The organism is Nostoc sp. (assembly GCF_036917615.1).
GTDB lineage: Bacteria > Cyanobacteriota > Cyanobacteriia > Cyanobacteriales > Nostocaceae > Nostoc.
This window is the reverse complement of sequence record NZ_JBALCZ010000061.1, coordinates 46513-59872: the sequence shown is the minus strand read 5'-3', so window position 1 is coordinate 59872 and position 13360 is coordinate 46513. Positions and strand designations below refer to the sequence as shown.

At 40.9% G+C, this 13360-nt stretch carries 9 protein-coding genes; 6 read left to right on the top strand and 3 right to left on the bottom strand.

Annotated elements, in window-relative coordinates:
- Window positions 1-8 precede the first annotated feature (8 nt).
- The 4 genes from V7K85_RS21610 (at window position 9) to V7K85_RS21595 (ending at window position 3614) form a co-directional block, all read left to right on the top strand.
- Entirely contained in the window at window positions 9-692 is a 684-nt protein-coding gene (locus V7K85_RS21610; RefSeq protein ID WP_334816412.1) for an SAM-dependent methyltransferase, read from the top strand.
- Window positions 693-1212: 520 nt separating this feature from the next.
- Window positions 1213-1860, top strand: a complete 648-nt coding sequence (locus V7K85_RS21605; protein ID WP_334816410.1) for a histidine phosphatase family protein — start codon at window positions 1213-1215, stop codon at window positions 1858-1860.
- Between the two features lie 83 nt (window positions 1861-1943).
- The gene (locus V7K85_RS21600; protein WP_334816409.1) at window positions 1944-2966 is read left to right on the top strand and encodes a glucokinase; all 1023 of its coding nucleotides are present in this window, start codon (window positions 1944-1946) and stop codon (window positions 2964-2966) included.
- Window positions 2967-3011: 45 nt separating this feature from the next.
- Window positions 3012-3614 carry a hypothetical protein gene (locus tag V7K85_RS21595; RefSeq protein ID WP_334816407.1) on the top strand — a complete coding sequence of 201 codons (603 nt, stop codon included), beginning with the start codon at window positions 3012-3014 and terminating at the stop codon, window positions 3612-3614.
- 336 nt (window positions 3615-3950) lie between these two features.
- On the opposite strand, the gene V7K85_RS21590 is transcribed toward V7K85_RS21595, so the two are convergent.
- Entirely contained in the window at window positions 3951-5168 is a 1218-nt protein-coding gene (locus V7K85_RS21590) for an ABC transporter permease (protein WP_334816405.1), read from the bottom strand.
- Between the two features lie 792 nt (window positions 5169-5960).
- On the opposite strand from V7K85_RS21590, the gene V7K85_RS21585 reads away from it, so the two are divergent.
- Window positions 5961-6923, top strand: coding sequence for a hypothetical protein (locus V7K85_RS21585; protein ID WP_334816403.1), 963 nt, complete (start codon window positions 5961-5963; stop codon window positions 6921-6923).
- Between the two features lie 425 nt (window positions 6924-7348).
- On the opposite strand, the gene V7K85_RS21580 is transcribed toward V7K85_RS21585, so the two are convergent.
- A complete protein-coding gene (locus V7K85_RS21580; RefSeq protein ID WP_334816401.1) occupies window positions 7349-8812 on the bottom strand; it encodes an efflux RND transporter periplasmic adaptor subunit in 1464 nt (487 codons plus the stop codon).
- Window positions 8813-10105: 1293 nt separating this feature from the next.
- Here V7K85_RS21580 and V7K85_RS21575 point away from each other — a divergent pair.
- Window positions 10106-11398, top strand: a complete 1293-nt coding sequence (locus tag V7K85_RS21575; RefSeq protein ID WP_334816399.1) for an NAD(P)/FAD-dependent oxidoreductase — start codon at window positions 10106-10108, stop codon at window positions 11396-11398.
- Between the two features lie 297 nt (window positions 11399-11695).
- Here the strand turns inward: V7K85_RS21575 and V7K85_RS21570 are convergent, their stop codons facing one another.
- A complete protein-coding gene (locus V7K85_RS21570) occupies window positions 11696-13042 on the bottom strand; it encodes an NAD(P)/FAD-dependent oxidoreductase (protein ID WP_334816397.1) in 1347 nt (448 codons plus the stop codon).
- Between the last annotated feature and the right edge of the window lie 318 nt (window positions 13043-13360).

The window sequence follows — 13360 nt, the reverse complement described above, 5'->3', positions numbered from 1 at the left end:
ATACATTAATGAGTTTTAAACTTAAAAATATCATTCCTTGGGGACGTTCGATGGAGGAATACGTTAAGATGTTTGACTTAACTCCTGAAGAACTAAGGTTAACTATACTCGATTGTGCTGGTGGCCCTGCTAGTTTCAATGCAGAAATGACTGCTCAAGGATACAAAGTTATTTGTTGCGATCCGATTTATCAATTCACTGCAAATGAAATTGAGAACCGCATTCAGGATACTTATCAAATAGTTATAGATAGTGTTAAAGACATCCAAGAATATTATGTTTGGCAGAATATCCAATCCCCTGAACAGATGGGTGAAATTCGCATGGCGGCAATGCGTAAATTTTTGGCAGATTTACCTTTGGGAATCAATGAAAACCGTTATCTAATAGATGAATTACCTGTCTTGCCTTTTGAAACTCATCAGTTTGACTTAGCTTTATGTTCCCATTTGTTATTTACTTATTCCGATCAGCTTTCAGAAGAATTTCATCTGGCATCAGTTTTGGAGATGTGCCGAGTTGCCAAAGAGGTACGTATTTTTCCACTATTAAAAATATCCGGTGAACCATCACCTCACCTGAAGCCAATTATGAGTGAATTACAACAACGGCATTATTCAGTGGAAATCAAGCAGGTACCTTACGAATTTCAGAAAAATAGCAACCAAATCTTGCGTATCAATTCAATGTAATATTTAATTTTTATGTCTGGTGATTGTTGGGAATTTCCAACTAAAGCTGATTTAGAAGATTTTGTCTGCGCGAATTTAAAGCAGTCAAATTAACGTTAAAAGGGCGGTTATAAACCGCGTCTATACAAAACTTTATCCACCTCCGTGGGTTTCAAACAAGGGGCAAAATCCACTTGTTTCCCTAGTCCGCGTAGGCAGCCTACCCTTCTCTACGAGAGGCTGCGCCAACAGGAACGCCTGCCGTAGGATGCCCGCAGGGCTGTAGGGCGAACGTTTGTATAGCCGTGAATTATATTCGCCCTGGCTCTAAGTTGATACGCATGAGCAATAGTGTAACCCTACCATATGTTGCATCCAAACGAAAACTGCTATAACTAATTTCTACTGATAAGTTTTCTAAATCCTTTATATTATTACAAATTATTACAAATAATGTCATATATTAATATTTGCAGCCCTCCTTGCAGATATCTATATATTTGTTTAGCGGCGAAGTCTATTCACCGGAATAATTAAACCCATGAGTCAAATAGTCTGGATCGCAAGACACGCCAACCGCCTCGATTTCGTAAACCCTGATTGGTTTCTCACCGCCGAACGACGCTACGATCCACCTTTGTCTGATGATGGTATGGTGCAGGCACAGCAGTTAGCTAAACGATTTAAAGGAGAAAATATTGGGCATATTTTCGCTTCTCCTTTCCTGCGAACCGTACAAACGGCAAACGCAGTTGCAGAAGTGCTTAACTTACCGATCAAATTGGAAACAGGCTTGAGTGAATGGCTAAATCCAGTTTGGATGACAGAAGAACCCGAAAGACTCTCAACTCCAGCATTAGCAGAGTTATTCCCCAGAATAGACCTTGGCTATACTTCGCGCATCGCCGCCAATTATCCTGAAACTCGCGAAAAAGTGCGAGAACGTTCTGGACAAACTGCTAGATGTTTAGCTACTGAATTCCTCCCAGACAATATCCTGCTAATAGCACATGGTGCATCAGTGTTGGGGGGAGCAATGGGGCTAGTGGGGGAAATTGCCATAACAGAAGTTAAAGCTTCTTTATGTTCCTTGGTAAAAGTGGTACGCGAAGATCCAGAATGGTTATTAGAACTAAAGGGAGATACTTCCCATTTAACCCACATAGAAGAAGTTATTCGATTTGCTTAAATCTCTGATCGGGATTTGCGTTCATGGCTTCTGCGAGGTTGGGTATATCCTACAAAAAAGTAATTAATTCACGAATAAGTTCTATGACTTTGTTACTAGCAGGAGACATCGGCGGGACAAAAACTATTCTGCGATTGGTTGAAACATCAGACTCACCAAGTTCAGATCCTATTTATCAGGAAAGTTTCCACAGTGGCGATTTTCCCGATTTAGTACCGATAGTGCAGAAGTTTTTGGTCAAAGCTAACACACCAATACCACAAAAGGCTTGTTTTGCGATCGCAGGCCCCATTGTCAAAAATACTGCCAAGCTGACCAATTTAGCCTGGTTTTTGGATACCGAACGTCTAGAACAAGAATTGGGTATCCCGCAAATTTCTTTGATTAACGACTTCGCCGCCGTTGGCTATGGCATTTTAGGTTTACAAAAACAAGACTTGCTGACATTGCAGGTTGGCAAATCTCAACCCGAAGCCCCCATTGCGATTATTGGTGCTGGTACCGGGTTAGGGCAAGGATTTTTAATTAAGCAGGGAAACAACTATCAAGTCTTTTCCTCAGAAGGTGGACACACTGATTTTGCTCCCCGAAACGAGATGGAGTTTCAATTGTTAAAATACCTCCTGAATAAACATGATATCCAGCGCATTTCTGTAGAACGCGTAGTTTCTGGAATGGGAATTGTCTCAATTTACCAATTTTTGCGCGATCGCAAAATTGCCCACGAATCACCAGACATCGCCCAAATCGTCAGAACTTGGGAACAACAAGCCGGACAGGAAGAGAAAATCGATGCTGGTGCTGTCATTGGTACAGCTGCACTAGAAAAACGCGATCGCCTCTGTGAACAAACTTTGCAATTATTTATAGAGGCTTATGGTGCAGAAGCAGGCAATCTCGCCCTTAAACTCCTACCTTACGGTGGCTTATACATCGCTGGTGGGATTGCGCCCAAAATCCTGCCCTTAATCGAAGACAACAGTTTCTTATTAAATTTCACCCAAAAAGGCAGGATGCGCCGTCTCCTTGAAGAGATACCCGTGTATATTATCCTCAACCCCCAAGTGGGACTAATTGGTGCTGCTTTACGTGCTGCTGGGTTATAACAACTAGCATCATCAGTGATATCAGCATCTCGAAAGGCAAAAAATATGACAGTTAAAAGTCTGTTGCGATTAATCGCCGCCACCTTTGTCTGCGGTGGATGTGTTCTGGTGGAAGCGCGTCAACCTAAACCTGGGGCGGCTGTTGTCAAACCAACCGTTTATCAACCCACACAGCCACAATGGAAGTTATTCACCGCTCCAGATGGGCGCTTTTCTATTTTGATGCCGGGAAGCCCCAACAGAAATACCCAATCCCAAAAAACTTACATGGGGGAAATTAACTTAGAAATATTTGTCGCTCAACCACCAAAACAGGAAGTAGCATATGTAGTTGCTTACAATGATTTTCCTTACAGTTATGGTCAAATGGCTAACCCCAAAGCTGTACTTAATAATGCACGGGATATGGCTTTAAAGACTACGAAAAGTAATTTAATTAGTCAACGAAACATTCGTAGTTCCAATAATCATCCTGGCAAAGAAATTGAGTACATCAATTCTGGAGGAAAAATCACTAAAAGTAGAATGTATGTTGCCGAAGGAAGATTGTATCAAGTAATGGCAATAACTACAAAAAAACAGCAGAAGACATTAGCTAAAACCATTACTGGGTATTTAAATTCCTTTCATGTGGTTTTGAAAAAGTGAAATAACTAAAACCTCTACTATATTAGCCTTGCAATCAATTGCAGGGCTAATAAATAGGTAGGCACAAATAATTGAAGATGGTGTAAAATATGCTGACTTTTCACGGTGGAAAACCGACGCGAAACCTAACCCCCTAGCCCCCTTCCCTACCAGGGAATAGGGAGAATTCAAAGCCTCTCAACAGCAGGAGAGAGGAATGGAAGTGAGATTTTCCAAATAAGAGTGAAAAGTCAGGTAAAATGTGTTATGGCTTCCGCAAGTGATTTAGTGAATTACTTAGAAAATATCTCCCTAACTCAACCTGATCAGCAAGATTAAGTTTCGCCATCCCGATCACTAAGCACTTCTTAACGCCACAATCGGGTCGAGTTGAGCAGCGCGACGTGCAGGAACAACACCAAAGAATAAACCAATACCACCAGAGACACCAACTGCCATAATAATCGCTGTTGGAGAAAGTGCCGCTTCTAAGGGAGTCAAGGCTCCCACTAATAGAATGCCACTGACGCCAACCGCAGTCCCAACTAAACCGCCAGCGGCTGAAACTATTACTGCCTCAATGATGAACTGTAGCAAAATATCTTGTTCAGTTGCGCCGATCGCTTTTCTCAATCCGATTTCTTGGGTGCGTTCGGTGACGGAAACAAGCATAATATTCATGATGCCAATGCCGCCGACAAACAGCGATATACTTGCGATCGCTGCTAGCATAATTGTCAATGCACCAGTAATTTGACCGACAGTTTGCAAAGCATCCTTTTGAGAGCGAAGAGTAAAATCATCTTCACCATTAATTTTGTGTCGTAAACGCAACAAATTAGTAATTTGAAACTCTGCTGCATCCACGCTTTCTGAATCACGAGCGGCAGCGACGAGATAATCTAAGGCGATACCATAAGGAGAATTCTTTCCCACAAGTCGGTTTGCGGAGGTTGTGATTGGTATTAAGGCAGCATTATCATAATCTGCTCCCACGCTGGAACCTTTGGCTATTAACGTCCCAATCACTTGAAAGCTCGTATTTCCAACTCGCAATTGCTGACCTATAGCGTTACTATTACCAAATAGTTTTTCTGCCAAGTCTCCACCTAGCACAACGACTTGGTTACTTCGCTTGATGTCTACCTCAGAGAAAAACCTGCCTTTAGCAGTTTCAAAATCGCGCACCGATAGGAAGCTGGGAGTTGTGCCAATAATGTTGACATCGGTGTTTCTGTTGCGGTATGTAATTACCTGTCTTGTATTTAACTCAGGCGCAACTCCTACTACAGTTGGTACTTGAGAGGCGATCGCTTCGGCATCTTGTAACACCAGAGTTTTTGGCACTTCAAAGGAGATACGCTGAGTTTCTCGATTACCTGGCAGTATAAACAGCACATTTGGCCCTAATGACTCCAGCTGTTTATTCACGTATTTTTGCCCACCTTCACCAATGCCAATCATGGCAATTACTGAGGCGTTGCCAATAACTATACCCAGCATGGTAAGGGCGCTACGCAGCTTATTTGACAGCAGGGTTTTACCTGCCATATTAAGGCTTTCTAAGAGGTTCATACTAATCCCTAATTCGTAATTCGTAATTACAATATAATTAGTTCTATTTTAATGTATTACGGAAAGGACACTATACTTCAAGGTTAGTGAGAATAGTAACTCAACCTTAACCAAAAATTTTTAACTCTTAATCAAGAGAAAATTTGTTTTTAACAATAGTTAAATATATTACTTTCAGGTTACGAAATGTAGTGATTATTTCAAAGGTCGCTTTTAATCTTAAAGTTTGACTTTTGGAAGGCGAATTATAGAAGTCTAAAATTACCATAGCAATCCGAAATTATTTGTGAACTTCTTTCTTTTTTTAGCGTCTTGACAGTTCGCTTAAAAGTAATTCTCACAGATTATATGGGATCGCTATCTCAGTAATTTTCCAGCGCCTATAAACGTTCACTAGAGTTAAGAGTGTTTGTTGACCAATTACCAGATGCAACAGTTTTGAGTCAACTTACAGAATTTCATAAATTATAGCCTTATCGAGTCCATATAAGACTCGTCACTAAGGTGCTAAATTTGTCACTGATTTATGAAATGCTGTAAATTCTCTTAGTCTGTTAGCAATCGAAAGTTTAGTAGCACTCCAGATTTGCAAACATGCCTGGTGAATAGAATTCACGGCTATACAGAATGAAGTTCGATTACGTAAAGAAATTTCAAGGCTTCCTTTGTGTAGCTGAAGCAGTGCCTTGCGAGGTTTTTCTGGTTGTAGGAACTGCTATCTAGACTTCCATTTAGAGGGTAATTTGCATATTTGGAATACTACAGAAGTTTACCCCAAAGGAGCAATTTTTTATGGCACTCTACGGCTATACCATTGGAGAAGATCGTGATGGAAACGCTAGTAATGGAAAGCAACTTGATGTTTACCGCTTTCTTATCCCTACTGCGCCAACTTCGCTAATTACTCCTACGCGAGTAGGTACAGTCAATATTGCAGGTACTGTTACTAACGCAGATTTAGAAGGCTTGGGAACTAACCCTATTACTGGAAGGGTAAGCGCCGTTAACGAACCACGTGCTGGTGGTACCCCATCAACTCCTCCAACTGTTATTCGGGTAGATAATGTCGATCAGCCTTTTGCTGGAACTAGTGTGTTGCCAACGCTTACATCATCTGACCTACGTCGTTTTGGGTTTGATTCAGGTGCTGACTTTGGACGCGACTATTCAGTAAGTGGTCAACCAATTGTTCTGTACAATATTTCCGGGAATGATGATAGCAAGAATGGTTCAGTAGGAAGCTCTCTTTACAAAATTACTACAGCTACTCCTGGAGTTGTTAGCCTTGTAGATAGCACACCTACTGTTACAGAAAGACAAGGAACTCAACCTACTAATCTTGGAAAATTTGCCGACGGATTAGCTATCGATAATCTTAATCCTGGTCGGACTCGTGCTCTTGCTAGCGATTTCAGCACTGCTGATGGAGATGGCGACCAGCTTTACAAGGTCGATTTGCTCACTGGTCAGCTATCTGCGCCAATTGTGATCAGAAATTCTGCAGGTCAACCTCTTAATGTCGACGCAGATTCGGGACTAGCATTTACCAACGTTACTGGATCTTATCAACAACTATTCGCTTTGCTGGAAACTGGCTTTGTTTATGGGATCACAGGCTACCAAGACGATCTCAACGCAGCAGGTCTAGGTTTAGGTGACGGTTTTGCAACGGCCACCTTACTTGGTAGAGTCAATTTACCAAATGCTTTGAGTGGAGTCGTTGATTATGAAGGCTTTACGATCGCTAACCACTAATAGACTTTAGCAGTTAAAGAAGAAGAAAATAAAGGGTCAAAGGATAATTCTATCCTTTGACCCTTTATTTTCCCAACTAAGTTAAGTCGATGACGATAACTCAAACTACAGCAGATTGCAACAGGCGTGAAGTACAGATTATCTTAAGGGCACAGCAGTGCTGTGCCCCTACCTGTGTAATTCATTTACCTGAAAAACCCTGTATATTAACTAGTGTAAAAAATATTGAAATTATTTCATGAAAAGGAGTCATTCGTCAGAATATCCTAAGCAGTCAAGTCAGGGGTTTCAAGCAAGGAATACTTTTATTCTCATCTACGATTGAAGTCGCTTGCAAAAGAACCACGATTCATCCACAATTTCTGTCAGAATTCAATTCTCAAGTCTGACTCCTGACTTTTGAATTCTTCTTCGGTAATTTGGTATTATTTATTCTGTTGCTCCTTGGCCTTTTCGATTTTGTAGTCTTTGGGTGGGTTTACAAACACGCGATCGCCTTCTTTAACTCCCCCTAAAATCTGAGTTTGGTCTTGGATTTGCGCCCCAACTGTAACTTCGCGAAACTGAGGTTTATTCTTTGCATCTGGTATGAGTACGCCAGTTTTACCCTTTTCGGTGACGATTGACACCGTTGGTAACACCAAAGCATCATTGACGCGATCGCCCAAAAAAGTCAGATCCACATTTAAGCCAGAACGCAGTTTATCTGTGCCAGTATCAAGAGCAACCCGCACCTGGAAGGATGTTACACCTTGTTCTATCACTGCTTCTGGAGCAATCAGGCGCACATGAGCTTTAAAAACTTGATCGGGATAAGCATCAGCGACAATTTCTACCTGCTGTCCCTGTTTAATTCTACCAAGATCGGCTTCGGGAACTTGAGCTAATATTTCTAAACCGCGTGCTACAGCGACAATTGAACTGGAAGTTGCCGATGCACTAGTAGAAGCAGAAGTTGTGGGTGTGACAAACGCGCCTGGTTCAGCATATTTTTGCGTCACAATTCCCGAAAGAGGAGCGCGAATAATTGTATCTTCCAACTGCACTTGCACACCCTTCAATTGAGCCTCAGCAGCTGCAACAGCTGCTTGACGCTGGACAACTTCTTCAGGACGGGTGCCATCTTCCAACAGTACCAATGCTGCCCGTGCTTCAGTAACAGCTGCTTGGCGTTGGTCGATTTCCTCAGTCCGAGTGCCACTTTGGACTAACGAAAATCCTTTTTTCGCTTCTTCTAAATTGGCTCTAGCACTTTTGTCTTCGCTAATGGCTTGATCGAGTAATTGTTTATTTTCTGCTCCCTGTTCGTATAGGTATTGATAACGCTTTACCTGTCCACTGGTGTAATTCGCCTTTGCTTGAGCTGCATCCACTTGGGATTGAGATTGAGCAATTTCTTGGGGACGATTACCAGATCGAGCTGCGGCTAGCTGGGCTTGAGCTTGTGCTAACCGCGCCTTTGCTTGAGCGATTTCTTGAGGACGACTACCAGCAACGGCTTCGGCTAGTTGTGCTTGACTTTGGGCTAAGTTAGCCCGGTACTGGCTACTTTGAGCCTCAATGCTGGCACTATCCATGCGAGCGAGAATTTGCCCTTGTTGAATGCGATCGCCTTGTTGTACATATAATTGCGACAGCACTCCAGGGTTCTTCGGACTAATATTTACGCTCTGAACTGGCACGACTTTGCCACTAGCTGTAATCCGCAAGGTGACGTTTTTCGCTGCCACTGGCACAGTTAATTGAGCAATGTCTTCTTTTGTCCCTTGATTTACCAGGGTGTAGGTTGTAATACCAACAACCAAAACACCCCCTGCTATCAGCCCCATCAGCCAGCGTAATGGATACTTAACTTTGCCAATAACAGGAATTTCTATCTGCGTAGCCATATCTAGAAGCCTATAAATCTTGCTTTATGGGAGTAGCCTGTAATTAAAGGGCAAGTGCAGGAATGCGGATTTGTTAAAATTTTTAGATTAAATCTTTAATTAGTTAACTAAAAATTAGATGCATAATTAGCTTCATAGTTGCTTAATCTTCCTTCATAATAGGTATTACATGTCTGTATGTCTTCACCTGAAAGGGTGACCTTAGCCACATTGTTAGGTAAAACTTCGCTAGCAGACCTACTACAAGTGAGGTTACACTTTATTTCTCCCTAGGCTGAAGCCTGAAGCTACCCGTAGCTTGCTTTTAATTGCCACATTTTTGGCGATCGCCACTATCGCTCTTCTATTACTCTGGTCAAATAAAAATAATCGGAGGTTGGAGGGTTTCGGATTTTTATCTAGCGAGAGTAATAAAAGAGGGCTATTGCACCAAAGAAGTCACAATACTTAGGATGCTGGGCTTACAGTATTGAAGCATTATGCTTGCCCCCACATTCTGCACTTCATTTTGTAACATAAATCCTGATAGAAAATTTAACTTTAATAGGACTTACGCAATAACTCTCTGAAACCTTATTCCTTTGTGTCCTTCTCTACGAGACGCTACGCGAATGCGTCCTTTGCGGTTCGTTTTTTCATGATTTTGCGTAAGTCCTGTTTAATAATTGAATATATATACTGATAATTAATATCGACAACTACATTTACTTGTTTATGCATAAAAGTGTAGTTAGCTAAAAAGATTTTTATTGGTGATTCATCATCGAAATCTGTATCTGTATTAGATTCATTAAGCTTTTAACATATCAAGCATGGCTGATATGATAGGATATAAGAGCAGAAGTAAACATGAATAAATATCATCTCTCAAATTATTCATAACTCCTTGGGGATTTTGTAACCCATTACACCTAAATATTCTTAATGCGTTTGGCTTCTGCTGAAGAAAGCAGTTGAACTTAACCGTACCATGATCTTTATTGCAACAGAATTTGTTTGGAGTCAATAGGAGCAGTTGTTTTTGCACTAGGATGAAGCTCTTGATTACTTACAGACAAGAGAATTTGTTTGGAGTCGATAGCAACGATTAGCACATTAGGATAGCTACAGATATTTTTTGACAGTTGTTCGACTGTGAATTCTCTATTTACACTTATCTAATTGCTGACCCCAAGAGCCTCAAAAGATGATGAAAGATATTTTCGCTAACCAATGTTGCGGGAATCTAGCTTCCCCTTGTTAAACCTTTAGCTTAATATTTTGTTTGTGACTTTTAAAGGAGACAAAAGCATTATGTCGTCTGCGTTAGTTAAGCCATTAGATCGCGAATCAGCCATTCTAAGTGACGCAAAGAGTATGCAGTATCAAATCGTAATTGTCGGGGGTGGAGCCGCAGGTATCACAGTCGCCGCCCAACTGCTGAAAAAAAATAAGCAGCTTGATATTGTGATTATTGAACCAGGAGACAAACACTACTACCAACCAGCTTGGACTCTAGTTGGCGGTGGCGTTTACAAAGCTCTTGATACTGTAAGGGATGAAAAAGACTATATTCCTGATCGTGCTACTTGGCTCAAAGATTATGTAGCTCAGTTAGACCCAGACAACAATACAGTTATTACTCAGCAAGGAAAGCGTATTTGCTATGAATATCTGATTTTAGCTCCAGGTATTCAAATTGATTGGCATTTAATTAAAGGGCTAAAAGAAACAATTGGGCAAAATGGCGTTTGTAGTAATTATGCTTATGAATACGCCCCTTACACTTGGGAAGTTATCAAAAACTTCAAAGATGGTAATGCTATTTTCACTTACCCTAATACTCCAGTTAAATGTGGAGGGGCACCACTGAAAATTACCTATTTGGCTGATGATGCCTTCAGAAAACAAGGGATACGCCCTCAGTCAAAAATCATGTTTTGCACAGCTATGGGAGTTATTTTCGGCGTCAAAGAATTCGCAAAAACATTGCTTTCTGTAGTAGAGCGTAAACAGATAGACGTGAGATACAAACAGAATCTCAAAGAAATTAAAGCTGATACCAAAACAGCAATTTTTGATGTTTTAACAGATTCGGGTGTCGAAGAAGTAACTATCCAATACGACTTGCTTCATGTCACACCACCAATGAGCGCACCTGACTTTATAAAACAGAGTAAATTAGCTGCACCAGATGGAGCAAGTCTTGGCTTTGTTAATGTAAACAAACACACCCTACAGCACAATGTTTACCCCAACGTGTTTAGCTTAGGTGATGCTGCGAATCTCCCAACATCGAAAACAGCGGCTGCTGTGAGAAAACAAGCGCCAGTTGTTGTTCATAACTTACTGGCTTTAATTAACTCAAAAAACCTCACTCAAAAATACAACGGCTATAGTTGCTGTCCAATAACTACAGGGTATGGCAAGGTAGTGCTTGCTGAATTTAGTTATGAAAACAACCTTTCCCCCACATTTCCAATTGATCCAACTAGAGAACGGTACAGTATGTGGTTGCTAAAAAAATATGGCTTCCCCTATATCTACTGGAATAGAATGTTGAAAGGTAAACCTTTTGAAGGGAAGTTATTAGGAATTGGCTCTTGAATTTATTTTTATGGAAGATTCCTACGAGTTAGTCTCAGATTTATTGACACTAAGTTCTAACGAGCGCAATTACTACCAGCAAGGGGAGAGAGTTATGAAGCTTAACTCTCAACACCTGCAATATCTTCTTAACTGCCGTTTTCTCTGACTCCATCTCTTGAACTCAATCCAGTAGGTACATTGGGATGAACTTTTTCCTAGAACAGCTAATCTTCGCCCAAGATTTGCTACCACACGGCACTCATTACTCTAATAGCCCCTTGTACCATCGTTGACTAATGCTGTGGGTACCTGAAGTTACAAAGGTGTCCCAGAAGGCTGTTGCACCCTATGGTTAACAGTTTTTGGTTCTACAATCCTTTCTCGACCTGTAATCAATCTAGAGCGACGATTACGAGTGATATAATTCCACGCCCACTGAAATACTACTAGTAATTTAGTGTCAAACTCGATTAAGAAGTAGATGTGAACTAATAGCCAAAATGCCCAAGCAATGAAACCTGTGAGTTTGATTAAGCCTAAATCTACAACAGCTAAATTTTGCCCAATCATCGCCAAACTACCCACATCGTTGTAATTAAATTGTGGCAAAGTCTTACCTTGAAGCCGTCGTCGAATTAGTTTACCTACATACTCTCCTTGTTGTTTAGCTACGGGTGCAACACCAGGTAAGACTTTACTATCTTGGTGGGAGAAGTTAGCTAAATCTCCAATTACGAAAATGTTGTCATAACCCTCGATAGACAAGTCAGGTTCTACAATTACACGCCCAGAGTAATCGCACTCTACACCTGTACTTTCTGCTAAGACTTTCCCCATTGGGGAACCTTGGACACCTGCTGCCCACAATATAGTTTTTGAGGTAATTTCTGTAAATTCATTGCCTTGCTTGAAAGTAACGATATCATCTTCAATATTTGTTACCCTGGTGTGAGTGTGGAGTTCGACACCCAACTTTTGCAAAGCTACTGCTCCTGATTTCGATAACTCTGGCGCAATGTGTGGGAGGATGCGAGGGCCCCCTTGTAATAGTAAAATTTTTGTTTCTGAAGTGTTGATGCTGCGGAAATCTTCTTTGAGAGTTTTGTGTGCTAATTCCGCGATCGCACCTGCTAATTCTACACCAGTCGGGCCACCCCCCACAATCACAAAAGTCAAGAAAGCACGGCGAATTTCTGGATTAGTTTCTTTTTCTGCTGCTTCAAATGCGCTAAATATCCGGCAACGCATTTCTATCGCATCTTCCACACTTTTCAAACCAGGAGCAACTTTTTCCCAGTTATCCTTACCAAAATAGGAATGGTTAGCACCTGTGGCGACAATTAATGTATCATAAGGTACTACTTCATCACCCAAAAAAACTTGTTGCGCTTTTGGATCAATATCATTTACTTCTCCCAACAACACTTTTGTATTCTTGCTTTTCTTAAATACAGATCGCAATGGTGCGGAAATATCAGAAGGTGATAGCGTACCTGTGGCAACTTGATATAAAAGCGGCTGAAATAGATGAAAGTTACGTTTATCAATGAGAGTAACATTTACATTCGCTGCATTCAGACCCTTTGCTGCATACAGTCCACCAAAACCACCCCCAACGATAACTACCTCATGCGGTGCATTCTTCTCAAGAGAGACTACCATAATAAAAATTTCCTTGTGTTAAGAAGTTGTAACTATTCTTAACAAAGTTCTAACAGAATTATCATGCAGGTTGCCGTTTATTTAGAACAATTAAAAAAAGAATGAAAGTAGCCAAACCCACATTCCGCACTTCAATCAGTAGGATGAATAAACTATATTTAAGTAAAAGTCCAAATTATAATTTTGACTCCTAAGTAATACTCAAAAAAATAAATTATGCAGGATAAATACCCCAGCTTTCAAACACCACTAACAAAGCTAGTTATCCAATAACATTTAATATCAATTATCTTCACTTATTAAAATATTAGAAGATAG